Origin of the sequence: Streptomyces sp. (genome assembly GCF_019510245.1) — a bacterium.
Lineage (GTDB): Bacteria > Actinomycetota > Actinomycetes > Streptomycetales > Streptomycetaceae > Streptomyces.
In genome coordinates this window covers 1-26,909 of sequence record NZ_JAEKKT010000147.1, presented here as the reverse complement: position 1 = coordinate 26,909, position 26,909 = coordinate 1, and the positions used below count along the sequence as shown (strand labels likewise).

The 26,909-nt window shown below is 71.3% G+C and carries 20 protein-coding genes and 1 pseudogene; 11 read left to right on the top strand and 10 right to left on the bottom strand.

Annotated elements, in window-relative coordinates:
- Positions 1 to 8: 8 nt before the first annotated feature.
- From JF597_RS25585 to JF597_RS55670, 4 genes and pseudogenes are all read right to left on the bottom strand, one after another.
- A pseudogene (locus JF597_RS25585) lies at positions 9 to 874 on the bottom strand (MFS transporter).
- Between the two features lie 21 nt (positions 875 to 895).
- Positions 896 to 1,441, bottom strand: a complete 546-nt coding sequence (locus JF597_RS25580) for a GNAT family N-acetyltransferase (RefSeq protein ID WP_366916446.1) — start codon at positions 1,439 to 1,441, stop codon at positions 896 to 898.
- Positions 1,438 to 2,616 (bottom strand): type III PLP-dependent enzyme, encoded by a 1,179-nt coding sequence (locus JF597_RS25575; protein WP_293999174.1) that lies wholly within the window; start codon positions 2,614 to 2,616, stop codon positions 1,438 to 1,440. Before JF597_RS25575 ends, JF597_RS25580 begins: the two co-directional genes overlap by 4 nt.
- 8 nt (positions 2,617 to 2,624) lie before the next feature.
- Entirely contained in the window at positions 2,625 to 4,601 is a 1,977-nt protein-coding gene (locus JF597_RS55670) for a DUF6271 family protein (protein WP_366916445.1), read from the bottom strand.
- A 560-nt stretch (positions 4,602 to 5,161) separates the two neighbouring features.
- On the opposite strand from JF597_RS55670, the gene JF597_RS25560 reads away from it, so the two are divergent.
- Complete coding sequence (locus JF597_RS25560; protein WP_293999172.1) at positions 5,162 to 6,007, top strand: glycoside hydrolase family 76 protein; 846 nt, start codon at positions 5,162 to 5,164, stop codon at positions 6,005 to 6,007.
- A 75-nt stretch (positions 6,008 to 6,082) separates the two neighbouring features.
- On the opposite strand, the gene JF597_RS25555 is transcribed toward JF597_RS25560, so the two are convergent.
- A complete protein-coding gene (locus tag JF597_RS25555) occupies positions 6,083 to 6,511 on the bottom strand; it encodes a secondary thiamine-phosphate synthase enzyme YjbQ (protein WP_293999170.1) in 429 nt (142 codons plus the stop codon).
- Positions 6,512 to 6,595: 84 nt separating this feature from the next.
- Here JF597_RS25555 and JF597_RS25550 point away from each other — a divergent pair, with 84 nt between their 5' ends.
- A complete protein-coding gene (locus JF597_RS25550) occupies positions 6,596 to 7,681 on the top strand; it encodes an NAD(P)-binding domain-containing protein (protein WP_293999168.1) in 1,086 nt (361 codons plus the stop codon).
- Positions 7,682 to 7,694: 13 nt separating this feature from the next.
- Here JF597_RS25550 and mltG read toward each other — a convergent pair whose 3' ends face one another.
- Positions 7,695 to 8,603 (bottom strand): endolytic transglycosylase MltG, encoded by a 909-nt coding sequence (mltG, locus tag JF597_RS25545; RefSeq protein ID WP_293999165.1) that lies wholly within the window; start codon positions 8,601 to 8,603, stop codon positions 7,695 to 7,697.
- Positions 8,604 to 8,680: 77 nt separating this feature from the next.
- Positions 8,681 to 10,582, bottom strand: a complete 1,902-nt coding sequence (locus JF597_RS25540; protein WP_293999162.1) for an ABC transporter ATP-binding protein — start codon at positions 10,580 to 10,582, stop codon at positions 8,681 to 8,683.
- A 94-nt stretch (positions 10,583 to 10,676) separates the two neighbouring features.
- Here JF597_RS25540 and JF597_RS25535 point away from each other — a divergent pair, with 94 nt between their 5' ends.
- Entirely contained in the window at positions 10,677 to 11,129 is a 453-nt protein-coding gene (locus tag JF597_RS25535) for a MarR family transcriptional regulator (protein ID WP_293999159.1), read from the top strand.
- 81 nt (positions 11,130 to 11,210) lie between these two features.
- On the opposite strand, the gene JF597_RS25530 is transcribed toward JF597_RS25535, so the two are convergent.
- Positions 11,211 to 12,806, bottom strand: coding sequence for a peptide-N4-asparagine amidase (locus JF597_RS25530; RefSeq protein WP_293999157.1), 1,596 nt, complete (start codon positions 12,804 to 12,806; stop codon positions 11,211 to 11,213).
- A 142-nt stretch (positions 12,807 to 12,948) separates the two neighbouring features.
- Between JF597_RS25530 and JF597_RS25525 the strand changes: the two genes are divergently transcribed.
- Together JF597_RS25525 and JF597_RS25520 are read left to right on the top strand one after the other, a co-directional pair.
- Entirely contained in the window at positions 12,949 to 14,463 is a 1,515-nt protein-coding gene (locus JF597_RS25525) for a M1 family metallopeptidase (protein ID WP_293999155.1), read from the top strand.
- Positions 14,464 to 14,702: 239 nt separating this feature from the next.
- Positions 14,703 to 16,730, top strand: coding sequence for an N-acetylmuramoyl-L-alanine amidase (locus JF597_RS25520; RefSeq protein WP_293999152.1), 2,028 nt, complete (start codon positions 14,703 to 14,705; stop codon positions 16,728 to 16,730).
- Positions 16,731 to 16,758: 28 nt separating this feature from the next.
- On the opposite strand, the gene JF597_RS25515 is transcribed toward JF597_RS25520, so the two are convergent.
- On the bottom strand, positions 16,759 to 17,580 hold the full coding sequence (locus tag JF597_RS25515; protein WP_293999150.1) for a L,D-transpeptidase family protein: 822 nt from the start codon (positions 17,578 to 17,580) through the stop codon (positions 16,759 to 16,761).
- 173 nt (positions 17,581 to 17,753) lie between these two features.
- On the opposite strand from JF597_RS25515, the gene JF597_RS25510 reads away from it, so the two are divergent.
- The 4 genes from JF597_RS25510 (at position 17,754) to JF597_RS25495 (ending at position 22,357) form a co-directional block, all read left to right on the top strand.
- Positions 17,754 to 19,535: an ABC transporter ATP-binding protein gene (locus tag JF597_RS25510; RefSeq protein ID WP_293999147.1), complete on the top strand. Its 1,782-nt coding sequence runs from the start codon at positions 17,754 to 17,756 to the stop codon at positions 19,533 to 19,535.
- A complete protein-coding gene (locus tag JF597_RS25505) occupies positions 19,532 to 21,313 on the top strand; it encodes an ABC transporter ATP-binding protein (protein WP_293999145.1) in 1,782 nt (593 codons plus the stop codon). The genes JF597_RS25510 and JF597_RS25505 overlap by 4 nt, the downstream gene beginning before the upstream one ends.
- A 267-nt stretch (positions 21,314 to 21,580) precedes the next feature.
- On the top strand, positions 21,581 to 22,051 hold the full coding sequence (locus JF597_RS25500) for a DUF5709 domain-containing protein (RefSeq protein ID WP_293999142.1): 471 nt from the start codon (positions 21,581 to 21,583) through the stop codon (positions 22,049 to 22,051).
- Positions 22,052 to 22,096: 45 nt separating this feature from the next.
- Entirely contained in the window at positions 22,097 to 22,357 is a 261-nt protein-coding gene (locus tag JF597_RS25495) for a type B 50S ribosomal protein L31 (protein ID WP_293999140.1), read from the top strand.
- 41 nt (positions 22,358 to 22,398) lie between these two features.
- On the opposite strand, the gene JF597_RS25490 is transcribed toward JF597_RS25495, so the two are convergent.
- Positions 22,399 to 23,193, bottom strand: a complete 795-nt coding sequence (locus JF597_RS25490) for a metal-dependent hydrolase (protein WP_293999135.1) — start codon at positions 23,191 to 23,193, stop codon at positions 22,399 to 22,401.
- Positions 23,194 to 23,338: 145 nt separating this feature from the next.
- On the opposite strand from JF597_RS25490, the gene JF597_RS25485 reads away from it, so the two are divergent.
- The gene (locus JF597_RS25485) at positions 23,339 to 25,852 is read left to right on the top strand and encodes an RNA helicase (protein ID WP_293999133.1); all 2,514 of its coding nucleotides are present in this window, start codon (positions 23,339 to 23,341) and stop codon (positions 25,850 to 25,852) included.
- Positions 25,853 to 25,907: 55 nt separating this feature from the next.
- Positions 25,908 to 26,774 (top strand): acyl-CoA thioesterase II, encoded by an 867-nt coding sequence (locus JF597_RS25480; protein ID WP_293999130.1) that lies wholly within the window; start codon positions 25,908 to 25,910, stop codon positions 26,772 to 26,774.
- Positions 26,775 to 26,909: the final 135 nt, after the last annotated feature.

The following is a 26,909-nucleotide window of genomic DNA, read 5'->3' as shown; positions in this document are numbered from 1 at the left end:
GACACCGGTCAGCCGCTCACCGGCGCCCACTGGATCCGGGTACTGCACAGGGAGACCACGACGGCCGCCGCGGCGACCACTCCGAGGCCCCACACCAGGCTGCTCGAACTCGCCACGAAGCCGATGAGCGGCGGCCCGGCCAGCAGTCCCGTCGTGCCCATGGCCGCGACCAGGGCCAGCGCCTCCGAACCCTGTTTCGCCGCGGCGACGTAGACGCACGGGGTCACCGCCGCACAGCCCAGCCCGACGCAGGCGAATCCGACCAGCGCCGCCGTCACTCCCCCGCTGAGCAGGGCGAAGGCCAGTCCGGCGGCGGCCAGGGCGCTGCCGCACAGCACGACACGGCCGTCGCCCCAGCGGCTGCGCCAGCCGTCCGCGAAGAGGCGGGCCAGGCCCATCAGCAGCACAAGGACAGCCGCGGCCCACGCCGAAGTGCGCCGCAACCGAGGAGGTGGCCGCGTTCATGCCTGAGCCGAGCAGCCAACCGGCGCTGAACGTCGCGTGCAGGCGGGCCATGGTGTTGCGTGTGTACCAGGTCTCCAGCGCCGTTCCCTGTGCGTTCATGGCCACGTTCAGGCACCCGACGAACACGCCGTCGGCCACCATGACCAGCAGGGCGACCGATAGTCCGAGGCTAGCGCGAGTGCCAGGAACCGCACGGTCGGGCAGAGTGCCGACAGCAGGGCCAGCAGTGCCGAGCCCAGCCGTCTCATGAGCACCGGCACCAGGGGGGAACGCGACCACCGCGCCGATGCCGGCCGTCATCAGCGGCACTCCCCTCGGCAGCGGTCAATCCGAGGTCCGCCTTGATGGCGGGGATCTTGGAGGCCCAGATGGCGTACTGGAAGCCGGGGGAACCGAACAGCGCGGCGATGCCCGGCCGACTGCCGGGGGTTTATGAAAGGGAAATGCGTACATCAACTCGCTTCGTCGACTCGGCCATCGTACGGGACATGTAGACGGCGTTCACGCCATATCCGCTGGGAGAGATGCTGGGGTACGCGATGTACCCGTGGGCCGACCAGAAAGGTTCGCTCCCGCCGACGGCGACCAGCGAGATCCGTTCGAATCCCCGTGCGGCGGCGGCCAGGATGAGGTGGTCGTGGAGGCGCCCGCCCAGTCTTCTGCCGCGCAGCCGCTCCGCGACGACGATGTCGTGCAGGTGCAGGTTGCGTGGCCGGTGAAAGGAGACCAGGGACTCCTCCGCCTGTTCGAGGTCCGGGTATCCGAAGAGCGGATACGGCAGTGCCAGCACATACCCGGCGATCTCGGAGCCGACGTCCAGAACGAAACAGGTCTCCGGCGACACGTCGGCCCTGGAGCGCAGGGCCGCGCGCCCCTCCGAGAGGCCGAGTTGCGCATAGGCCCGGGATTCCATCGCCGCGATGGCGTCCCAGTCGGTGTCGGAGATGTAGCGTATGCGTACCTTGTCGCCGCTCACAGGTGTTCTCCGTCGACGCAGGTGTACGAGAGTGGGGCGAAGCCGTTGAAGCCCTGCGTCATGTAGCTGAGCGCATAGGCGCCGCTGGAGAGTACCCACACGGGGTCACCGGACGCCAGGTTCCGGGGGACGTGCACGTGGGCGTGTCCCTGCGGGTAGGCGTCATCGCTGTCGCAGGTAGGACCCGCCACAACTGCAGGGATGTGGTCGGCCTCCGGGTGGGTGGGAAAGACCAGGGGGTACTGCAGGGCGTCCATCTCGTAGAGGCCGCTGAATCTGCCGCAGCTCAGGTAGAGCCAGTGCTGCCGCTCGCCGTCGGGTCGTCGCCGCTCGGCCAGGCGGGCCACCTGGGCGCGGACGACCCCGTGGTCGGCAACGAGGTGACGGCCCGGCTCCACGACGAACTCGAGGTGTTCGCCGTGGGCCTGTTTGAGGTGACGCATGCCCTCGCGGACGACGGCAAAAATCTTGTCCAGCGGGGGGTGCAGAGGCAAGCCGTGCCGGTCGAGGTACCCCAAGGCCGGCAATCCACCGCCAAGGTTGACGTGGTCCAGGACGATGCCGCGCCGACTCAGGGCTTTCAGGACGTCAGCCAGGCACTCGAAAGCACTGTGCCAGGCGTCGGGCGTCATCTGCTGGGAGCCGACGTGCACGGACAGCCCGGAGGGTGTCAGGCCCATCGCGGACGCCGTCTCCAGCATCCGTACCGCGTCCGCGGGCGAGCAGCCGAACTTGTGGCTCAGTCCCCACAGCGCGCCGTAACCGCTCGTTGCCAGCCGGCAGAACACGCGGGCCCCGGGGGCGTGGGCCGCGACAGCCGCCAGATCCTCGACACTGTCGGTAGCGAAGTCCCTGACTCCGAGTCGGTGGGCGTTCGCGATGTCCCGGTCGGACTTGACGGTGTTGCCGTAGTGCGTCCTGCCGACCGGCACGCCGGCACGTACCGCCTGCTCCAGTTCACCGGGGCTCGCCCCGTCGACTCCCGCCCCCCGGCTTGCGAGGCAGGCGAGCACTTCGTCCACGGGGCAGGACTTCATAGCGAACTTGACGTCGACACCCGGCAGTTCACGTCGGAGTGCGTCGAAGCCCCGCCGGATTCCGGCCATGTCGAAGAAGATCTGGTCCTCGGTTGCACCCGTCAGGGCGGCGAGCATGGCTGGGGAGAGGTCAGTCATGGCCGCCGTCACCGCCGCTGTCCGGGCGTCCGAAGTACGCAGGTGCGGCGGGCCGCGCCGATCAGCAGCTCCCAGCCTTCTGTCAGCGGGGCGAAGTCCTCAACGCCGCTGCGTGCTTCCGCGAGCACGTACTCGCGGCGTCGGTCCAGGTCGGCTAACTGGACGTACCGGTTGCGCAGTTTGCGGAACGCCGTGTCGAGAACGTCCAGACGGGGGACGTCCCCGCTCCGGTCGAACCTCATGCTATGTCTCGCCGGACGGGCCACGCCGGATGTCCGCACCTGCCTCTGCGCGTCGAGCAACGAGGCACCCGAGCGGACCATCGGGTCGTTGGCGAGGTTTGCATAGAGCATCGGCAGCAGGACCTCGACGTGGCGCAACTGGTACGCCACGAAGCGGGAGACGGTCCCGCCTTCGCCGACGACGCTCCGATCGCGCAGGACTCCAAGCAGCGAGGCGTTGTGCACCAAGTGGATCGGCCAGTTGTCGCTGCCGCCGGTGTCGATCGCCAACGGCAGCGGCATGTACTCGCGGACGCCGTGGGAGGGTATATTGCACATGTGCAGGCGCATAGGGCCGACCACAATCGATGCGGCGATTAGGGTCTCGGTGAGGTGGCAGGCGGCGTAGGCCGCAAGCCTGCCCAGTGACAGGAGTTCGTGGTCGACGGGAGCGCAGCCGAGCGCGAGGGAAAGGGCGGGGTTGGTGCAGGCACCGCGAGAGAAAACGAGCGGCAGTACAAGCTCCAGCGGGATGTCGCGCTTCGCAGCCGCAGACCGGCCGAACCCGCTTTGGGGGAAGTCCCGTCGCCGCTCTTCGCCGAAACAGCAGACGACGATGCATGGGCCGGCCGGTATCCGGCGTACGGCACCGTGGTGTTCGCCGGAGGCCGGTGCGGCGCATGGGTCGAGGATCAGCACGCGCACTGTGACGTCGCAGTGTGCGACGACATGGGCCGCCTGCTCGGCCAATGCCGTGATCGTCGCCGCGCAGGGCCGACGGGGCGGCAAGGTCAGGCAAATTCGGCGCATATCTCTTCTCCGGTCTGCCACTCGGCAGCGTCCAGGTCTGCCCCGCGCCAGGACGTGCGTCTCAGCAGCCGGGCGCCGAGTCAGTCGACGGTGCCCCTCCCACACCACGGGAACCTGGGTCGGCTGGCGTAGCCCGGCGGCGGGCGTGGCGAGGGGCCGCCATGACTCGGCCCGGGAACGCCGGAACGTTTCATGGGACGGCAGCACCGGCGTCATGGGCAGGTACTGGACCGTGCGCACGATCTCTTCGGAAGTCTTCGGTGACACGCCGTGCGCCAGCAGCCCCTTGAAGATCAGAAGGTCATCGGCCTCCAGTTGCGTTCTCACCACGGGGATCTCGGCGCGGTCAATGCGGAGCTGGGGTGAGTCGCGATCCTTTGGCCGGAACGCCTCCCCCTGGTCGCAGCCTTTGAACAACTTGGGGCAGCACTCGAAGCCGCCGAGCTTCGGCCTGGTGTGAGCCAGGGCGGTGTCGGGGATCAGGAACCGGTCCTGGTTCTCGATGTCGGGCGGGTTCAGGTTGAGCCGGTCGACCGCCACCCCCAACTCCTCGCGGTGCCAGATGTCGACGAATGCGTCGTAGACCCGGCGGGTCCGGCTGTCCCAAATGAGTTGCCGGTGGCAGACCTCGACGAAACCGTAGAAGTGAAGATTCCGGTCCAGGTCGGAGCGGTATTCACGCTCCCCGTGCCAAGTCTCCGGGCGCTCGACTTCACGGCCCTGGAACTCCCAGCCGAAGTCGAGCAGCAGACGGGCCGCGGCGGGAATGATTCGCGTCAACCCCACGTAGCGATATATCTGCCCGCGGGCGAAGTGCTCCTTGGTGAGGAATCGCAGCGGGAGGGTCTTGGTCAGGTCTCGCAAGGCTGTCCGGTTCAGGTAGGTCTCCCCGTTCGTGCCGAAGTATGGGATGTCCGACGGGGCTCGACGGAGCCAACGGTCAGTCGTGGGCATAGGGCGCTCCACACCTCGATATCGGGTACCGGCGGCCTGACCAGGTCGCCGGCTGCGCGGAGTGAGGGGCCGGGGACCGCTTCAACAGGGTCACTGCACCACGGACCACATCGATGCCTCTTCGAACTCGCGTACACCAACTTGGACTAGATCAACTCACCCTGTCAAACATGCCAGTTGAGGGCGCCTTTCAACAACAGAACGCGTTCCTCGTGCTTGGCTAGCTGACGGAGGCGCGTTGCCCTATACCGACGGACGGGTGCACGCTATGGTCGCCACCAGACATAGCAAGGAGTTGCGACGACTGGCGCGCTCCGTCCTACGGGCAGGGTTTGTGCCATCGAGGCCCCCGACTGGATGCTGCGCGAGATCGGAGAAGTGCTCGCAGCCGGTGGCACCCGCAGAGGTGCTTGCGGGTGCGCTTTGGTGCAGACCTGAGTGCCGACTTGGTACAGACCTCAGTGCAACGTCCTTACCGGTGAACCACGTTGACGCACGCCCTCCCCTTCCCTACCTTCCGAGAGCGCTCTCACATCCGTCCCTCGAAGCAGGGAGGTGACATGTTCCCCGTGCGCAGACCGGTCAGCCGCACCCTTCGCCGGCTGGCGGCGGCACTCGCTCCGGCACCGTTCACCGTCCTCGTCCCCCTCACGCCCCCGGCGGCCGCCGTCTGCAACAAGTACTGCAACACCCGGGACCCCGCGCTGTCCGCGGGCGACCCCACCCCGGTCACGGCGAGCATCTCCTCGCGGTCGGTCGTCCTGCACTTCGACGACGCCGACGCCATGGGCTGGGCCTCCATCGACAACGGCAACCCCGGCGACGAGGTGTGGCTCGACCGCTCCTTCGACGGCGGCCGCACCTGGAGTTCGGGCAGCAGACTCGGCGACACCGTCGTGCCGACCGGCCGGCGGGGCTGGCGCACGCTCATGTACAACGTCGACGACTGGAACAACCTCGACGGCATCGACCTGTCCACCTGCGGCAACAACGGGCAGGCCGTCTGGTCGTACAACCAGGGTGTGCTCCTCGGCGCGCTCGCCGAGCTGTACCGGGCCACGGGCGACGGCGGGCTGCTCACCAGCGCCCGGCAGATCGCCGACGCCGCCACCACGACCTCCCAGCTCCACACCTCCGACGGCATCCTGCGCGATCCGTGCGAGAGCGGCGACTGCGGAGGCGACGGCCCGTCATTCAAGGGCGCCGACGTACGCGGCCTCGGCAAGCTCAACTCGGTGCTCCCCGACCACCCTTACACCGCCTACCTCGAGCGCCAGGCCGACCGCGCCCACGCGAGCGACCGCAACGCCCTCGACCAGTACGGGCTGCGCTGGTACGGGCCGCTCGACCAGGTCGACGCCGCCCGCCAGCAGAGCGCCGTCGATCTGCTCGACGCGGCGTCCTGACCGTCCGACAACGCCGTCCGACCGAGATCTGCGCGCCGGCATGCGACACCCTCGCCCCGTCGAAGGCGCGAGGGTTCAGGAGCCCGCCAGGAACGTGAGCCGAACCTTTCGCTGCGGGTTGTCCCGGTTCGTGTCGACCAGGCACACCGACTGCCAGGTACCCAGCGCCAAGCGGCCGCCGATCACCGGGAGGGTGGCGTGCGGGGGGACGATCGCCGGGAGGACGTGGTCGCGGCCGTGGCCGGGGCTGCCGTGCCGGTGCTGCCAGCGGTCGTCGGCGGGGAGCAGGGTGTGCAGGGCGGCCAGCAGGTCGTCGTCGCTGCCGGCACCGGTCTCCAGGACCGCGATGCCGGCCGTCGCGTGCGGGACGAAGATGTTCAGCAGTCCGTCGCGGCCGGCCGCGGCCTCGCGGAGGAAGGCCTCGCAGTCGCCGGTCAGGTCGACGACCCGCTCCCGGCTACCGGTGGCGACGTCGAGTTCTCGTGTGGTGAAGGCATCCGACATGCTCCCATCGTGGCCCATGCCCGCAGCGCGCGGGCGAGCGGCCGGGCGGGAAGATCCACGGCCGCCCCCGCTGTTGGTACAAGCGTGAACAATGCGCGTGCGGTCGAAGAGGTCGAGGCAGTCGTCATCGGCGCCGGTCAGGCCGGTCTGTCCAGCGCCTATCACCTGCGGCGCACCGGTTTCGAGCCGGACCGCGACTTCGTGGTGCTCGACCACTCCCCCGCGCCCGGGGGCGCCTGGCAGTTCCGGTGGCCGTCCCTGACGTACGGGAAGGTGCACGGGATGCACGCACTCCCTGGCATGGAGCTGACCGGGGCCGATGCGGCCCGGCCGTCCGCCGAGGTGATCGGGGAGTACTTCGCGGACTACGAGCGCACCTTCGGCCTGCGGGTGCACCGGCCGGTCGACGTCCGCGCGGTGCGCGAGGGCGAGGACGGGCGGCTGCTCGTGGATACCGACCACGGTGACTGGTCGACGCGGGCGCTGATCAACGCCACCGGCACCTGGGACCGGCCGTTCTGGCCTCGCTACCCGGGCCAGGAGACCTTCCGCGGACGGCAGTTGCACACCGCGCAGTACGCCGGGCCCGAGGAGTTCGCCGGGCAGCGGGTCGTGGTCGTCGGCGGCGGCGCCTCCGGCACCCAGCACCTGCTGGAACTCGCCCCGTACGCGGCCGCCACCACCTGGGTCACCCGGCGCCCGCCGGTCTTCCGCGAGGGCCCCTTCGACGAGGGCGCGGGCCGGGCCGCGGTGGCGCTGGTGGAGGAGCGGGTACGGCAGGGGCTGCCGCCGCGGAGCGTGGTCTCGGTCACCGGGCTCCCGCTCAACGACGCGATCCGGCAAGGCCTCGAGGACGGGGTCCTGGACCGGCAGCCGATGTTCGACCGCGTCACGCCCGACGGTGTGGCCTGGGACGACGGCCGGCACGTCGACGCCGACGTCATCCTGTGGGCCACCGGCTTCCGGGCCGCCCTGGACCATCTGGCGCCGCTGCGGCTGCGCGAGCCGGGCGGCGGGATCAGGGTCGAGGGGACCCGCGCCGCCGCCGACCCGCGCGTCCACCTCGTCGGCTACGGCCCGTCCGCCAGCACCATCGGCACCAACCGCGCGGGACGCGACGCCGTACGGGACATCAGGCGGCTCCTGGCCGGGGAACCGGTCGCCGCGTGACCCACCCCGCGGCTCACCGCGGCGGCTGCGTGACCTGCGGCGACTGCCGGGGCTTCGAGTTCTGTACGGCGTTGAAGTCGGCGACGTTGCGCTGGTGTTCCGCGAAGTCGGCGGTGAACCGCGTGTCCCCCGGCTTGACCGTGACGAAGTACAGCCAGTTGCCCGGCGGCGGGTTGAGCGCGGCACGCATCGCGTCCTCGCCCGGGTTGTCGATCGGCGTGGGCGGCAGGCCCATGCGCTGGTAGGAGTTGTACGGGTTCTCGATGCGGGTGTCGTTCACCGTCGTGCGGAGGGTGTTGCGGTTGAGGGCGTAGTTGAGGGTGGAGTCCATCTGGAGCGGCATGCCGCGCTGCAGCCGGTTGAGCACGACGCGCGCCACCTTGCCCATGTCGGCCTTGTCGGCGGCCTCGGCCTGCACGATGCTGGCGATGGTCACCGCCTGGTAGACGTTCATCGAATCGCGCTGCGCGCCGGCCGCGACGGGTGCCCAGCCGAACCGCCGGTTGGCCGTGTCGACCATGCCCCGCAGCACCGACTGCGGGGTCGCGTCCTTGTCCAGGGGGTAGGTGGCCGGGAAGAGATAGCCCTCCGGGTTGCCCCCGGCGTCGCCGGGGAGTTTCAGGCCCGCGGTGCCGACGGAGCTCTTGGTGCTTCCGGCGGGGAGGGCGAGGGCCTTGTCGACGGCGTCGTAGACCTGGGACGCGCGCCAGCCTTCCGGGATGACCAGGGCGGCGGGTCCGGCCGTGCCGGCGGCCAGGGACAGCAGGGGTACCGTCACGGCGGCGGCGGCCACGACGGCGCCGGCCACGACGAGCACCAGCCTGCCCCGGCGGGTCAGCCGGAGCGACTTGCCGCGCGTCGAGGCGCCACGGCCGACGGCCTTACGCCGGCCCGGGTTCCGTGGCGGAGTGTTCATCTGCATGCGGGCACGTTAGCTCGCACAACGCCGCAAACCCGACATATCTTCAGCTTGTCGGCCGCGATTTGTCCCCGCCGGCTTCAGCCCGTCGGCGGTGTGACGTGCCGGCGCCCCCGGTCGCCCCGCCGGCGCACCGGCCGCAGGGCCGTATCCCGCTGGGCCGGCTCGCCGGCTGCGGGCAGCTCCGGCGCCGTCTCCAGCCGGGCGTCCCTGCGTACCAGGGCCGCGTACCGGCCGTCGAGCTCCAGCAGTTCCTCGTGGGTGCCGCGTTCGGCCACCCGTCCGGAGTCGAGGACGACGATCTGGTCGGCGCCCTGGATCGTGGAGAGCCGGTGGGCGATGGTGATGGTCGTCCGGTTGGCCGACAGGGCGTCGATGGCGTCCTGGACCGCGTGTTCGGTGCGGGTGTCCAGGGCGCTGGTCGCCTCGTCGAGGATGAGGACCGGCGGGTCGCGCAGGATGGTGCGCGCGATGGCCAGCCGCTGCTTCTCACCGCCCGAGAAGCGGTGTCCGCGTTCTCCGACGACGGTGTCGTAGCCGTCGGGCAGCGCGGCGATGTGGTCGTGGATCTGGGCGGCGCGGGCGGCCTCGTGCAGTTCCTCGTCGGTGGCGTCCGGCTTGGCGAAGCGCAGGTTGTCGGCGACCGAGGCGTGGAAGAGGTAGGTCTCCTGGGAGACGACGCCGACCGCGCGGGCGAGGGTGTCGAAGTCGAGGTCGCGGACGTCGACGCCGTCCAGGGTGACCCGGCCGCCGGTGACGTCGTAGAGCCGGGGCACCAGGTAGCCGAGCGTGGACTTGCCGGCGCCGGTGGGGCCGACGACGGCCAGGCTGCGGCCGGCCGGGACGGTGATGTCGATGCCGTCGAGGACGGGGCCGCCCTTGTCGTCGTAGCGGAACCCGACCTGCTCGAAGCCCACCTCGCCCTTCACCCGGTCCAGGTGGACCGGCTCGTCACGCTCGGTGATGTCGACGGGCAGGTCGAGGTACTCGAAGATGCGCTGGAAGAGAGCGAGCGAGGTCTGGATCTGGACGCCGGTCGCCAGCAGGCTCACGGCGGGGCGGAACAGGCCCTGCTGGAGGGAGACGAAGGCGACGATGGTCCCGAGCGAGATCTGCGGGGCGCCCAGCTGGAGGGCCATGCCGGCGGTCCAGTAGATGACTGCGGGCATCGCGGCCATCACGATGGTGATCACGGCCATGCGCCAGCGCCCCGCCATGTTCGACCGGACTTCCAGGCCGACCAGTTGCTCGGACTCGTCGGCGAAGGAGGCGGTGAGCGAGTCGGCGCGGCCCATGGTGCGGCCGAGCAGGATGCCGCTGACGGAGAGCGACTCGGTGACCGTCGCGGCCATCGCGGCCATCTGCTTCTGGCGCTGCGTGGTGATCTTCCTGCGCTCGTTGCCGACCCGGCGGCTGATCCACACGAAGAGCGGGAGCAGGACCATCGAGACGATGGTGAGCCGCCAGTCGAGGGCGATCATCGCGACGACGGTGGCGACGACGCTGGTCAGGTTGGACACCAGGGAGGTGGCCGTCGAGGTGACGGTGGCCTGCATGCCGCCGATGTCGTTGGCTATGCGGGACTGCACCTCGCCCGTGCGGGTGCGGGTGAAGAAGGCCAGCGACATGCGCTGCAGCCGGCCGTAGACGGCGGTGCGCAGGTCGTGCATGACGCGCTGGCCGACGGTGGTGGATATCAGCGTCTGCAGGACGCCGAAGACGCTGGTGAGGACGGCGCTGAGGATCATGCCCAGCGCGAGCAGGCTGAGCAGTCCGGTGCGGCCCTGCGGGATGGCGGTGTCGAGGGTCGCCTTCAGGAGGAAGGGGGTGGCGACCGAGACCAGCGAGGCGGCGCCGACCAGCAGGCCGACGATCGCGAGCCGGCCACGGTAGGGCCGGAAGAGCTTGAGGATGCGGCGCACCTGGCGGGGCTGGCCGGCCGAGGTGCTGTCAGGGGTCCAGTTGATCTCGTCTCGGGGCATGGCTCCTACGGATGGTTCGGTGTGTACGGATTCACGGAGCATAGCTCACTGTTACCTATACTCACAATGAACATAGTCCTGATATTGTTCCCGCATGAGCACCCCCGACCCCGACGGCCCGCTCGCCGAGCAGTTGCTGCGTCTCACACGCCGGGTGTGGCGTATCCAGAAGCGCCATCTCGCGGCACGCGATCTGGGCGTCACCCCGGCCCAGTCTCGGCTGCTGCGCACCCTCGCGCACTACGAGGCACCCCCGCGGATGGCCGACCTGGCCGAGCGCCTGGAGGTGGTGCCGCGTGCGGTGACGACACTGGTCGACGGCCTGGAGGCGAGCGGCAAGGTGTGCCGGGTGCCGGATCCGACGAACCGCCGGGTGACCCGGATCGAGATCACGGAAGAGGGGCGCGAGACTCTGCGTGAGCTCCGGGCGGCCCGGCGGTCCGCGGCCGAGGAGATCCTGGCCCCGCTCTCGCCGGAGCAGCGGGAGACGCTGGGCGGACTGCTGGACACACTGGTCGACGGGCCGGTGGCGGCGAAGCACTGCTGAGAGCCGGGTGACGCGTCGCGCACAGCGCGGCGCGGCGGCCGCCGCTCGGCAGCGGCCGCCGGCGACGGCGACGGCGACGGCTCAGCAGCGCTCGCGATCCACCGTCAGCACCCCCTGTTCGGTGGCCAGCGAGCGGTCGTAGCAGCCCTCCGGGCCGTACAGCCGGTAGCGCTCGCTCGACGTGCCGACCGCGTGCCGCTGGTCGCGCGGCACGTCGAGTGTGTACGTCGCGTCCCCGCTGTAGGTGTCGTCGAGCCGCGACCAGCCGCCTCCGGACCGCCTGACCGCCGCCCGGTCGCCGAGGGTGAGCCGGGTGCGCAGCCGGTCGCCGGTGCCGATGGTGGTGGCGCCGTTCATGGTGTACGTACGGTCGGTGCGGGTCGTCCGGGGCACACCGCCCGCCTTCACCGTGACGCTCTGGTCGTCCGTCCAGGTGGCGTCGAGCGCGTCCGTGGTCTCGCCGTCGTTCCAGCGGTGCACGGAGGTGTTGGCCAGCGTCCGGTTGACGGTGGTGGTCACCCGGCCGTAAGAGGTGTCGACGTATCCGGAGACGGTGAGGCGGTGCCCGGCGTCGGTGTCGACCCGGTACTCCCCCGACCCCGGCGTGTACACGGAGGAGTTGACGGGCTCGGAGGCCTCGGCCCCGGTGAGCGCGCCGGTGACCTGGGCCCGGTGCGCGTCCTGCCAGACCAGCACGTTCACGGGGGCGCTCCAGCCGGCCTGGCCCTCGGGCACACCGGCGACGGAGACCTCGACCTGGTGCGGGCGGCCGTCGTCGAGGAGTCCCGCGAACGGCGTCAGGTCGTATTCGATCGGTCTGACGTCGAAGGCGCGCGGGGCCGGTATGACGTACCAGAGGAACGGATCGGACCAGCCGCCGGTCCACACGTTCGGGAACGGCGCGGCGATTCCGGCCAGTCGGCCGTCGACCTTGATCTGCACCTCCCGGTAGGGGCCCTTGTCCGCCTTGCAGGAGTACGACGCCGGGTCGGCCACGGTCAGGTACCAGAACTCCTCGCAGCCGCCGCCGGACCCGGTGGCGTACACCTCGGCGACGACGCGTTCGCTGTTGCGCGGGGTGGTCAGGGTGGTGCCGCCGGCCAGGGTCAGCACCTTGTCGGGGACCGAGGCCCTGGGGCGTCCGGCGTAGAAGGTGAGCGTGGCCTTGACGTCGATGACGCCGGTGTAGGTGTCGTCGACAACGTTGCCGATGAGCATCTCGACGTCCTGCGTGCCGCGGAAGGTGTCGCTGTAGCGGGTGACGTCCTTCTCCACGTGCCACTCGATGCCGTCCGGCGAGGGCTCGGGGGTGGAGGTGCGCAGCACCTCGACGCCGCCGACGTGCAGGTAGCCCAGGCGGTCGTACTGACGGCCCTTCACCTTGCCGTCCAGCCGCAGGACGACCTTGCTCCAGCGGTCGCCGCAGCCCCGTGGGGGCGTGTACGTTCCCCGGTACGGCGTGAAGTCGCGGAACTGGGCCTCGGCCAGGGTGACTTGGCAGGACCTGGCTCCCTTGGGCACGGACACCGGCGGGGTCGCGGTCACCGGGTCGTGCCAGTCGGTGCCGAACTCGGCGGGGACGTCGGCGGCACGGGCGGCGGGTGCCCCCGTACCGAGGAGCGCGCTCGTCAGGAGGGCCGCTCCAGCGAGCATGGACATGACTATCCGTCTTCTCATGGCCGGTGTTCTACGGGGAGTTGACGGTCGGCCGCAACGCCTGGGCCGGTCGACAGCGAGCGGTTCGGCCACCGGGTCCGGACAGACGCATACCACGGGCACAAATGGTGCTATAAGCGGATGACACTGTCACAGTGCTGCCATGGAGATCATGACCGCTCGCGCCCTGCGCGCCGTCCTCGCGCTCACGGGAGCCGTCGCACTCACCGGAACCGGCTGTTCGGGCGGTGTCCCGCACCGGGGCCACGGCTCCGCCGCCCCCGGCGCGTCGGCGGTCCCGGCCGGCACCGCCCCGTCCCCCGGCGCACCCGGGATCGGCGACCCGCTCATGCCGCTGGACGGCAACGGCGGCTACACGGTCCGCCGTTACACCCTCGACCTCGACTGGCGGGCCACCGGGACACCCTTCCCCGCCGGTACCACCATCAGCGCCACCGCCACCCAGGCCCTGTCCCGCTTCGACCTGGACTTCGCGGGCAACACGCTGCACCGGGTCACCGTCGACGGCGCGCCAGCCACCGCCGTACGCGACGGCGACGAACTCGTCGTCACGCCCGCGCGGCCGATCCCGCGCGGCCGCACCTTCACCGTCCGCGTCGCCTACACGGCCGATCCGACCCAGCGGCGGCAGCGCGACGACGCGATCCGGGAGTACGGCTGGGTACCGACACCCGACGGCACCGTGGTCTGCGCACAGCCCGACGGCGCCAAGATGATCTTCCCGGCCGACGACCACCCCAGCCTCCGTGCGCCCGTCACCTTCCACATCACCACCCCGCCCGGTCTGAGCGCGGTGGCCAACGGCCGGCTGGTCGAACGCGTGCGGCGGCCCGACGGGCGGATGCAGTGGACGTACGACTCCGAGGAACCCATCGCGGCACAGCTGGTCCAGCTGGCGATCGGGAAGTTCACGTTCGTCGCCGGCCGGGGGCCGGGCGGGCTGGCCGTGCGGGACGTGGTGCCGGACGACCTGGTCGCGGACACCGAGGCCGAACGCTCGCTCACCCCGGAGCACCTCGCCTGGCTGGAACAGCGGCTCGGCCCGTACCCGTTCCGCCGCTACGGCGTGCTGGTCGGGGACACCGACCTGCCGGTGGCGCTGGAGACGCAGTCGCTGTCCCTCGTACCGAAGGACGACCTGCTGGGCGACCGCGTCGACGCGGAACGCAATCTCGTCCACGAGCTGACCCACCACTGGACGGGTGACAGCGTCGCCGTCCGGCGGTGGTCCGACCTGTGGCTGAGTGAGGGTCATGCCCGCTACTACGAACGGCTGTACTCCGACGAGCACGGCGGCGCCGACATGGAGGACGCCATGCGGGCGGCGTACGAGCAGCACGGCCAGTGGCGCCACGACGACGGGGCGCCCGCCGAGCCCACCGCCGCGACGCTCTTCAAGGTGATGCGGTACGACGGTTCCGCGCTGGTGCTGTATGCCCTGCGGCAGAAGGTCGGTGACGAGACGTTCGACCGGATCGAGCGGGCCTGGGTCACCAAGTACCGCGGCCGCGCGGCCGGCACCCGGGACTTCGTCGCGCTCGCCTCCAGGGTCGCGGGCGAGGATCTGACGCCGTTTCTGACGCCTTGGCTGTACGGGCCCGACACCCCGCCGATGCCGGGCCACCCCGACTGGCACGTGGACCCGGTCGAGGACTGATCCCGCCCGGCGCGCCGCCGCCCGCCGGGCTGCCGGCCCACTGCCGCCGACCGGGTGGCCTCTGCCGGACCGCTGGGCCACCCGGTCGACGCTCGGCGCGCCGTGTCGCGCCGGGCACGGAAACGTACGAGGGGTGACGTGATGGGCAACCCCCTTGCCCTGGTTGCGACGAGCGTGCTTGGAGACCCACAGCAAGCGGTTGGAGACCCTCTGGTATGAGAAGAACTGTCGCTCCACGTGTGCCCCGTGCCGTCCGGACGTGCCGCCTGGCGGCCTGCCTGATCGCGACGGCCGCGCTGCTGCCACCGCTGCTGATCCTCCCGGCGTCCGGCACCGACGACTCGGAGGACCAGCGTCTGCAGAACGCCTTCACGGACGCCGCGCGCGAGTTCCACGTGCCGCGCAGCGTGCTCATGAGCGTGTCCTACATGCAGTCGCGCTGGGACATCCACCCGGGCACCCCGAGCATCGCGGGGGGCTACGGTCCGATGCACCTGGTGGACACCGCCCGTACCCGCGCCTCGGACCGGTCACCCGCACCGGGCCCGGCGGCGGACGGCGCGAAGGCCGACCCGCTCGCGGGAACGGCGTTCGCGGTGGGCGGCCACGCCGTGCAGCCAGCGGACCTGGAACACGCCGCACGGCTGATCAAGGTCCCCGCCGGCCAGCTGCGGACGGACGCCGTCGCCAACGTGCGCGGCGGCGCGGCGCTGCTGGCCGCGACGCAACGGCATCTCGGCAAGCCGCTCAGCGCCGACCCGGAGGACTGGTGGCAGGCGGTGGAACGTTTCCCCGGCACCCGTGACGTCACGTCGGCGACGGCGTACGCCAACGACGTCTTCGGCCTGATCCGCCGGGGCGCACACCGGACCACCGCCGACGGGCAGGAGGTCACCCTCCCCGCCACCCCCGGCGTCAGTCCGCACCCCGGCCCGCAGCCCCCCAAACGGCCGAAGAACGTCGAGTGCCCGCCCGAGCTGGCCTGCGACTGGCTCGCCGCGCCCTACGAGGAGATCGACGACGACGGCGACTACGGCAACCACGACCTCGCCGACCGTCCCCGGGACCAGCGGATCGAGTACATCGTCATCCACGACACCGAGTCGACGCTGCCGAACATGTTCAAGACCGTGCAGGACCCGACCGAGGCGTCCTGGCACTACTCGGTCCGCTCCAGCGACGGCCACATCACCCAGCACGTCAGGACCAAGGACGAGGCCTGGCACTCGGGCAGCAAGTTCGTGAACGCCCGCTCGATCGGCATCGAGCACGAGGGTTTCCTCACCCACCCCGGGACCTGGTACACCGAGCAGATGTACCGGTCCTCGGCCCGGCTGGTGCGCTACCTGGCGAAGAAGTACGGCGTCCCGATGGACCGGCAGCACATCTTCGGCCATGACAACGTGCCGTCCCCGACCGGCGACAGCATCCCCGAGATGCACGAGGACCCGGGGCCGTTCTGGGACTGGCGGCACTACTTCGACCTCCTCGGCGCACCCCTGAAGGCCACGGCCGGACCGGACAGCCCCATGGTGATGATCCTGCCGGACTACGCCACCCACAAACCGCGGTACACGGGGTGCGACGGCGACGGCAAACGGTGTCTGCCACACGGCTCCAGCGCCGTCCGCCTCTACACCCGGCCGGACGAGAACGCACCGCTGATCCAGGACCCGGGACGCAGGCCGGACGGCGACCCGTCCACGGAGGACGTGAGCGACCTGGGTTCGCGGGTCTCCACCGGCCAGACCTTCGCCGTCGCCGACCGCAGGGGCGAGTGGACGGCGATCTGGTACCAGGGCAACAAGGCGTGGTTCAAGAACCCCACGGTCCACCCGACGGCCGTCGGCGCGAGCGGGCGCATGGTGACGCCCAAGGAGGGCCTGGACGAGATCCCGGTGTTCGGGCGGGCCCTGCCGGAGGAGGAGGCCTACCCGGACGGGATGGAGGAGGAGGACGAGTCGCCGCTGCCGTACAGCCTGCGGGCGGGCCAGCGGTATGTGACGCAGTCGGCCCTCGGCGGCTCCTACGTCGACCGGTCCACGTTCTCCGCCACACCTCAGCCCGTGGTGGTGGGTCAGGAGAAGTACTACGAGATCCAGTTCGGTCACCGGCTCGCCTACGTCCGGGCGGACGACGTGGACGTGCTGGACACGCGGACCACCGGCACGACCGGCACGACCGGGACCACCGGGACCACCGGGACCACCGGCACGAACGGCACGGCGGGCTCGGCCGGGAGTGAGGCGGTCCCGGACGAACAGTGACCAGCGCCCGGGGTCCGGGGCAGCCGCGCTAGGACAGCAGGCTCGGCCTGTCCCCCATCACCACGACGGGATCCCGGGCCGGGTCGAGGGTGCGCAGCAGGTACTCCATGGCCTCCCCGGGCAGGCCGATGCACGCCGAGGTGCCGCTGCCGTGGTCGAGGTGCAACCAGATGCCGCCGCCCCGGCCGGCGCCCCAGGGGTGGGTGGTGTCGTGCGGGGGTGTGCCGCGCAGGCGGTTGTAGTCGATGGCGATGACGTAGTCGAAGTCGTGCCGGTACGCCGGGCTCCAGGAGCGCGGGGGCGTGTAGAGGTCCTGGCCCTGGGCGTAGGAGAGCCGGGTGCCCGGGTCGGGAAGCACACCGCCGGCGTCGGTGACGGTGAACACGCCCACCGGGCTGCGTCCGTCACCCGCGTAGTGGTCGGTGGTCCAGCCGGACCGTCCGTTGTGGGCGGGCCAGCTGCCCACCGGACGCCAGCCGCTCCCGTCCCGGGTGTAGAGCACGACTGTGGAGTCGGCCGAGTCCGCGCCCTCCCCGTACACCGCGACGGCCTGGCGGGAGTCGGCGGGGATCTCCGCCTGCAGCAGCTCGCCGACCCCAGGCAGCCGGCCGGGATCACCGACGGGAACGGCCCGGTCCGGCCGTTGCCACTCCTGCCCCGCCGCGGCCTTCGGGGCCGTCGGGTCTCTCTGGGCTCTGGCGTGCGGCCCCGGCAGACCGTTCTTCGCGCCACCGCTCGGTGACGCCCCGCAGGCGCTCAGGGTCACCAGGACGGACCCGATGACCGCCGCCGCCGTGGCGGTCGTCCGCCGCACGCTCTTGATCCGCACCCGGCCATCCTGACATCCCATAAGGGGCAAGTTATGAGATCTCCTTCCATTCAGTGCGTGTTGAGCGGCAGACCCTGGCCGGAAGGGGCGGATTTCGGCGGCCGGCCGGGAAAACCGTTTGATTTCGACGACGCTCCGACGCGAACCTTTCACGGCTTGTCGCCACCTCCCCCGACCCGAGCCGCTGGGACGCCATGCAGATTCAAGATCTTCCGTACTCCGATCCAGGCGAGCCGGACGCGCGTTCGGGTCCCCGGTTCCTGTGGTGGCTGGGGCGGAATCAGCTGGGCGGTCAGCTCAAGGCACTGGCCTGGGGGCTGCTGCACTTCGTGGCCGTCTCCGCGCTCCCGTTCTGCGTGGGCCTCGCCGTCCAGGCCGTGGTCGACCGCTCCGGCGCCCGGCTGGCCCTGACCGGCGGTCTGCTGGTGCTGTGCGGCACGGCGATCGCCGTCGGCGACACCTTCCTGCACCGGGCCGCCGTCACCAACTGGATCACCGCGGCCGCCCGGGTGCAGCAGCTGCTCGCCCGCAAGGCCACCCGGCTGGGCTCCGCGCTGACCCGTCAGGTGGCGGCCGGTGAGGTGGTGGCCGTCTCCACCGGCGACGTCGAGAAGATCGGCTGGTTCGTGGAGGCCGTCTCCCGCTTCACCGCCGCCGCGCTGACCGTCGTCGTGGTCGGCATCGGCCTGCTCTTCTACCAGCCCGCGCTCGGCTGGGTGGTCGCGGCGGGGCTGCCGCTGGTGGCGCTCGCCGTGCTGCCGCTGCTGCCCCGGGCGACCCGGCGCGCCGACTTCCAGCGGGCCAAGGCCGGCCGGGCCACCGAGCTGGCCTCGGACACCGTGGCGGGGCTGCGGGTACTGCGCGGCATCGGCGGCGAGGACCTCTTCCTCGACCGCTACCGGCGCGCCTCCCAGGAGGTGCGGCACGCCGCCGTACGCAGCGCCCGGATGTGGTCCCTGATCGCCGCGATCCAGGTGCTGGTGCCCGGCCTGCTGCTGATCGCGGTGGTCTGGCACGGCGTCCACCTCGCCCGGCAGGGCCGGGTGACCGTCGGCGAACTGGTCACCGTCTACAGCTCGGTCATGATCCTCAACTACCCGTTGCAGCACTTCACCGAGATCGCCATGGCGTACTCCTTCTCGCGTCCGTCGGCGAAACGGGCCGCCCGGGTGCTCTCCCTGGAGCGGGCCACGGACGTCGGCGGCTCGCGCGCGAAGACGGTGCCGGACGGTGACCTGTACGACCCGGACTCCGGTCTGCTGGCGCCCGCGGGCAGGCTGACCGCCGTGGTCTGCGGCGACCCCGACGCGGCCGGCCGCCTCGCCGAACGGCTCGGCGGCCACCCCGCCGAGGCCGCCCCCTCCGTGCTGCTCGGCGATGTCCCCCTCGACGAGCTGCCGCTGGAGTCCGCCCGCACCGCGGTGCTCGTCCAGGACAAGGACCCGGTGCTGCTCTCCGGTTCGCTGCGGGAGCTGCTCGACGTGCCGGCCTCCGGGTCCGTACGGGCCGAGGACGCGCTGGCCGCCGCCCAGTGCGCGGACGTCCTGGCGGCCCTGGTCCAGGGCTCGCTGGACGTCACCGACCCGCTGGACGCCCGGATCACCGAGCGGGGCCGCTCCCTGTCCGGAGGGCAGCGCCAGCGGCTCGCGCTCGCCCGGTCGCTGATCACCGACCCCGGGGTGCTCGTGCTGGACGAGCCGACCTCCGCCGTCGACTCGCACACCGAGGCGCGGATCGCGGAGGGCATCCGCGAGGTCCGCTCCGGCCGTACGACCGTGGTGTTCACCTCCTCGCCGCTGCTGCTCGACCGGGCCGACCGGGTCGTCCTCGTCCACGAGGGCAAGGTCGAAGCGGTCGGAGTGCACCGCGAACTGCTGCACACCGAGCCCCGGTACCGGGCGGTCGTGACCCGGGAGACGGCCGACGAGACCGCGCTGCTGAGCGGCGCGCTGGAAGAGATCGAGGAAAGCGCATGATCGGCGTCGCACCACCGGCATACGACCCGGCGGCCCCGACGACGGCCACCACCCTGCCCGTCGGCGCCGCCTCCACCGTCCGCGCCTATGCGGCCGAACTGTTCCGTCGGCACCGCCGGGCCTTCTCCCTGCTCGTGCTGGTCAACACCGTGGCCGTGATCGCCTCCATGGTCGGCCCGTACCTGCTCGGCGGGCTGATCGAGCGGGTGTCGGACGGTGCCCGTGAACTCCATCTGGGCCTGACCATCGGCCTGTTCGTGCTCGCGCTCGCCGTCCAGGCCGTGTTCGTGCGGGAGGTACGGCTGCGGGGCGCCGTGCTCGGCGAGCGGATGCTGGCCGACCTGCGTGAGGACTTCCTCGTCCGGTCGGTCGGGCTGCCGCCGGGCGTCCTGGAGCGGGCGGGCACCGGCGATCTGCTGTCCCGGATCACCACCGACATCGACCGGCTCGCCAACGCCATGCGGGAGGCCGTGCCGCAGCTGTCGATCGGTGTCGTGTGGGTGGTGCTGCTGCTCGGCGGACTCGTGGTCACGGCGCCGCCGCTGGCCGCCGCCGTGCTGCTCGCCGTTCCGGCCCTGGTCGTCGGCTGCCGCTGGTACTTCCGGCGGGCCCCCTCCGCCTACCGGTCCGAAGCCGCCGGGTACGCGTCCGTGGCCGCCGCCCTCACCGAGTCCGTGGACGCCGGGCGCACCATCGAGGCGCACCGCCTCGGCGCCCGCCGCATCGCCCTGTCCGATCGCCGGATCAAGGAGTGGACCGCGTGGGAGCGGTACACGCTGTGGCTGCGCTCGGTGCTCTTCCCGGTCACCAACGCCACCCACACGACCGTGCTCGGCTCGGTGCTGCTGATCGGAGGCGTCTTCGTCCTGCACGGCTGGCTCGACGTCGGCCAGCTGACCACGGGCGCCCTCATCGCGCAGATGCTCGTCGAACCGGTGAACCTGATCCTGCGCTGGTACGACGAGGTCCAGGTCGCGCATGTGTCGCTGGCCCGGCTGGTGGGCGTGCGGGACATCGAGCCGGACCCCGGCGACGCCTCGCTGGCCCCCGCCGGCCGCAAGGTGCACGCCGACGAGGTCCGCTTCGGGTACCTGCAGGGCGTCGACGTGCTGCGCCAGGTCTCGCTGGAGGTCGCGCCCGGCACCCGGCTGGCCCTGGTCGGCCCCTCGGGCGCGGGCAAGTCCACCCTCGGCCGGCTGCTCGCCGGGATCTACGCGCCCCGGGACGGCCGGATCACCCTGGGCGGCGCGGAACTGTCCCGGATGACCGCCGAGCGGGTCCGTTCCCACGTCGCCCTCGTCAACCAGGAGCACCACGTCTTCGTGGGCTCCCTGCGGGACAACCTGCTGCTGGCCCGCACCGACGCGGCGGACGCCGAGCTGTGGGCGGCGCTCGGCGCGGTCGACGCGGACGGCTGGGCGCGCGCCCTGGAGGAGGGCCTCGACACCGAGGTCGGCTCCGGCGGGCTCGCCCTGACCCCGGCGCAGGCGCAGCAGATCGCGCTGGCCCGGCTGGTGCTGGCCGACCCGCACACGCTGGTCCTGGACGAGGCGACCTCGCTCCTGGACCCGCGCGCCGCCCGCCACCTGGAGCGGTCCCTGGCCCGGGTCCTGGACGGCCGTACGGTGGTCGCCATCGCGCACCGGCTGCACACCGCCCACGACGCGGACGTCATCGCCGTGGTGGAGAACGGCCGGATCAGCGAGCTGGGCAGCCACGACGCGCTGGTGGCGGCCGACGGCGCCTACGCGGCGCTGTGGCGGTCGTGGCACGGCTGACAGGCCGCGCCGGCCGCGGCCCGGGGTGCTGAGGCCGGGGCGCGGGGTACTGCCGACGGGGCGGGAGGTGCTGCCGACGGGGCGCGAGGTGCGGTGCGTCGCAGGTCGCGCCCCGTGCCGTTGCGCGGGTGCGAGCAGGGGTGGAAGGCTGGAGAGCGGCACCGGTTCGGGGACCGGCCGGGAACCGTACGGTTCGCGCCGCGCACCCGTGCCGAGTGTGCCGGCGGCCCGCCCCGCGGACCGCGTCCTCACTCCCTGGAGGTAGCCGTGACCACCGCCGACGGATGGGGGGACGACGTCTACCAGCCCGACGGATCCGAGATCCGTGAGGACACGGGGCTGCTCGACGTGGAGGACACGCTGGAGTCCGACGGCGTCAGCGAACCGCTGGACCGTGGCTGGTCCCCGCCCGAGCGGCCGTGGGCGGTGGAGCACACCGGGGTGACCGCGGCGGAGCGCCACCGGGGCGAGACTCTCGACCAGCGGCTCGCCGAGGAACTGCCCGACCCGGCCGTCCCCGACGGCGACGGCATCGGCGACTGCCAGGGCAGCGACGGCGAACTCCTGGACAACGAGGTCGGCGACCTGCGCTCCGGCCGGCTTGTGGCCCCGAACGAGGGCGCGCACGAGGACGACGAGAACGGCCTCGTCGCGACCGACATCGGCATCGACGGCGCCGGGGCCTCCGCGGAGGAGGCCGCGATGCACATCGTCGACGAGGACACCGCCTACGGCTGAGCCCGCCCGCCCCTGCCCGCCCGCCCCGCCCCCCGAGGAGCCGCCATGCAGCAGGACAAGCACCCCGACTACCACCCCGTGGTCTTCCGCGACCGCGCCGCCGGATACGCCTTCCTGACCCGGTCCACGGCGACCAGCGACCAGACCATCGAGTGGGACGACGGCGAGACCTACCCGGTGGTCGACGTGGAGATCTCGTCCGAGAGCCACCCCTTCTACACCGGGAAGGCCCGCACGGTGGACACCGAGGGCCGCGTCGCCGCGTTCGAGCGCCGCTACGGAAGCGGCTCGGGGACGGCGGGCTGACCCGCGGGGCACACGGGGCCGGCGGCCGGCCGGGCCACGGCTCAGATCACGTTCAGGGCGGCCGCACAGCCTATGCCGCCGAGCACCATGAACACCGGCATGAGCACCTTCAGCTCCACCCAGCTGCCCGCGCGGAACCGCATCACCTTCGGCGGGCCCACCGGGAACCAGCGCTTGCGGCCGATCGGGATCGGCCACAGGATCGGGCAGCCGGAGACGGTCAGCGCGTCCCCGATGTCGTGCACCAGCGCCCCCAGCACCACCGGCAGCCCCAGCCACAGGTACTCCTGGCCGGGCTGGGTGAACAGCCAGTCCGAGCCGTTGCCCGGCTTGTCCAGGGTGCCGGCCAGGATCCAGGCGCTGGTCGCGGCCAGCAGCCACACCAGCACGTCGCTGCTGGAGCCGCGGGCCGCCCGCCACAGCAGCCCCTCGATCGCCAGCACCATGTGCGCGAAGAGGATCGCCAGCACCGCCCAGCGGCCGCCCAGGATCGCGGCGGCCGAGCAGCCTCCGCCGATCAGCACCGCCCACAGCCAGGTGTGGGTCAGGGTGCGGTGCCCGCCGGAGCGGCGCGGGTCGCCCTGCTTCCGGGTCGCCTTGTAGACGGCGTAGGAGAGCTTGTCGACGATCTCGCAGAGCCAGCGCGACAGCGGTCCGAAGGCGCGTGAGATGGTGGCGGCCTTGTGGTCGAGGTCGGGGGCGAGCGCGGCGCCGGCGCAGATCAGCGCCCCGACCAGCAGCACCGGCCAGGGCATCGCGTGCCCGGCCGCGGCGGCCGCCGCTCCGACGCCGAGCCAGGCGGCGGCTCCCGACAGTGAGTGTGCTGGTCCCATCATGGCCGTTACCCGCCCCATTCCTCGTGTACCGCTGTCCAGTTGACCGGGTGCGATGACGCTCCGTCGGCGACACAGCGTAGCGGTCATGATCTTCGTACTCGAAGCCGATTCCCCCCTCGGCGGGTGGGCCAGGCAAGATGGGGGCGTGACCCTCATCGATCAGCTGCCGCCGACCGCCGACCCCGACGCCCTGTACGAAGCCTTCGAGGCGTGGGCCCAGGAGCGCGGTCTCACGCTCTACCCCCACCAGGAGGAGGCGCTGATCGAGGCGGTCTCCGGGGCGAACGTGATCGTGTCGACGCCGACCGGCTCCGGCAAGAGCATGATCGCCGCGGGCGCGCACTTCGCCGCGCTGGCCCGGGACGAGGTCACCTTCTACACGGCCCCGATCAAGGCGCTGGTGTCGGAGAAGTTCTTCGAGCTGTGCAAGCTCTTCGGCACCGAGAACGTCGGCATGCTCACCGGCGACGCCTCCGTGAACTCCGACGCGCCCGTCATCTGCTGCACCGCCGAGGTCCTCGCCTCCATCGCGCTGCGCGACGGCAAGCAGGCCGACGTCGGCCAGGTCGTCATGGACGAGTTCCACTTCTACGCCGAGGGCGACCGCGGCTGGGCCTGGCAGATTCCGCTCCTCGAACTGCCCCAGGCGCAGTTCATCCTCATGTCGGCCACCCTCGGCGACGTCTCCTTCTTCGAGAAGGACCTCACCCGCCGCACCGGCCGCCCCACCGCGGTGGTCCGCTCGGCGACCCGCCCGGTGCCGCTCTCCTACGAGTACCAGCTCACCCCGATGACCGAGACGCTCACCGAGCTCCTGGAGAGCAGGCAGGCGCCGGTGTACATCGTGCACTTCACGCAGGCGCAGGCGGTGGAGCGGGCGCAGGCGCTGATGAGCATCAACATGTGCTCGAAGGAGGAGAAGGAGCAGATCGCCGAGCTGATCGGCAACTTCCGCTTCACCACCAAGTTCGGCCAGAACCTCTCCCGTTACGTCCGGCACGGCATCGGCGTGCACCACGCCGGCATGCTCCCCAAGTACCGGCGCCTGGTGGAAAAGCTCGCCCAGGCCGGGCTGCTGAAGGTCATCTGCGGCACCGACACCCTGGGCGTGGGCGTCAACGTGCCCATCCGCACGGTGCTGTTCACCGCCCTCACCAAGTACGACGGCAACCGGGTGCGCACCCTGCGCGCCCGTGAGTTCCACCAGATCGCCGGCCGCGCGGGCCGGGCCGGTTTCGACACGGCGGGGCTGGTGGTCGCGCAGGCGCCCGAGCACGTCATCGAGAACGAGAAGGCGCTGGCGAAGGCGGGCGACGACCCGAAGAAGCGGCGCAAGGTGGTGCGCAAGAAGGCACCGGAGGGCTTCGTCGGCTGGACGGAGAACACCTTCGAGAAGCTGATCGCCTCCGAGCCGGAGCCGCTGACGTCGCGGTTCCGGGTGACGCACACGATGCTGCTGTCGGTGATCGCCCGGCCGGGCAACGCCTTCGATGCGATGCGCCACCTTCTGGAGGACAACCACGAGCCGCGCAAGCAGCAGCTGCGGCACATCCGCCGGGCCATCGCCATCTACCGCTCGCTGCTCGACGGCGGCATCGTCGAGAAGCTCGACGAGCCCGACGCCAACGGCCGTATCGTCCGCCTCACGGTCGACCTCCAGCAGGACTTCGCGCTCAACCAGCCGCTGTCGACCTTCGCGCTGGCCGCGTTCGAACTCCTCGACCCCGAATCGCCCTCCTACGCCCTCGACATGGTGTCCGTCGTCGAGTCCACCCTGGACGACCCGCGCCAGATCCTGGCCGCCCAGATGAACAAGGCGAAGGGTGAGGCCGTCGCCGCGATGAAGGCGGACGGCGTCGAGTACGAGGAGCGCATGGAGCGCCTCCAGGACATCACCTACCCGAAGCCCCTGGAAGAGCTGCTCTTCCACGCGTACAACACGTACCGCAAGAGCCACCCCTGGGTCGGCGACCATCCGCTGTCGCCGAAGTCGGTCATCCGGGACATGTACGAACGGGCGCTGACCTTCACGGAGTTGGTGTCGGTCTACGAGCTGGCCCGCACCGAGGGCATCGTGCTCCGGTACCTGGCGAGCGCCTACAAGGCCCTGGACCACAACATCCCGGACGACCTGAAGTCCGAGGACCTGCAGGATCTGATCGAGTGGCTGGGCGAGATGGTCCGCCAGGTCGACTCCAGTCTGCTGGACGAATGGGAGCAGCTCGCCAACCCGGAGGAGATGACGGCCGAGGAGGCCCAGGAGAAGGCCGACGAGGTCAAGCCGGTCACCGCCAACGCGCGCGCCTTCCGGGTGCTGGTGCGCAACGCGATGTTCCGCCGGGTGGAGCTCGCCGCCCTCGACCGGGTCGACGAACTGGGCGAGATGGACGCGGACTCCGGCTGGGACGCCGAGGCCTGGGGCGACGCGATGGACAAGTACTGGGACGAGTACGAGGACCTGGGCACCGGCCCCGACGCCCGCGGTCCCAAGTTGCTCGTGATCCAGGAGGAGCCGCAGAACGGGCTGTGGCGGGTCCGGCAGATCTTCGACGACCCGAACGACGACCACGACTGGGGCATCAGCGCGGAGATCGACCTGACGGCCTCCGACGCCGAGGGCCGCGCGGTCGTGCGCGTCACCGATGTCGGCCAGCTCTGAGCACGAGCCCCGGAACAGGTCCGCGCACAGGTCCCAGCACAGGAGAGTCCTACCGATGACCAACCCGGCCGAGAGACTGGTCGACCTGCTCGACCTGGAGCAGATCGAGGTCAACATCTTCCGTGGCCGCAGCCCCCAGGAGTCCCTCCAGCGGGTCTTCGGCGGCCAGGTGGCGGGCCAGGCGCTGGTCGCCGCCAGCCGCACCGTGGAGGGCGACCGCCCCGTGCACTCGCTGCACGCGTACTTCCTGCGCCCGGGCCGGCCGGGCGTTCCGATCGTGTACCAGGTCGAGCGGGTCCGCGACGGGCGGTCGTTCACGACGCGCCGGGTCACCGCCGTGCAGCAGGGCCGCACGATCTTCAATCTGACCGCCTCCTTCCACGAGCCTGAGGTGGGAGCTTTCGAGCACCAACTGCCACAGTTCCGCGAGGTGCCGCACCCGGAGTCGCTGCCGACGCTGGCGGAGGAGATCCGCAAGCATCTGGGCGAGCTGCCCGAGCAGCTGGAGCGGATGGCACGCCGCCAGCCCTTCGACATCCGCTACGTCGACCGGCTGCGCTGGCACCCCGAGGAGATAGCCGGCACCGAGCCGCGCAGCGCCGTGTGGATGCGCGCGGTCGGCCCGCTGGGCGACGATCCGCTGGTGCACACCTGCGCGCTGACCTACGCCAGCGACATGACGCTCCTGGACGCGGTCCGCGTCCCCGTCGAACCGCTGTGGGGGCCACGGAACTTCGACATCGCCTCGCTGGACCACGCCATGTGGTTCCACCGGCCGTTCCGCGCGGACGAGTGGTTCCTGTACGAGCAGGAGTCCCCCATCGCCACGGGCGGCCTCGGCCTGGCCCGGGGACGGGTCTACGACCTCGAAGGGCGGCTGCTGGTGTCGGTCGTCCAGGAAGGGCTGTTCCGCGCGCTCTAGGTGTGCTGTCCCGGGACGTTGGTGACACGCGGGCTGGGTGCTTGAACAGGTGAGGGCCTTCTGGGTTCGGTGTGGATTGCGACATCTACGCCCGACCGCAGGAGGCCCTCATGTCCCACCGTAATGCCCCGCTGA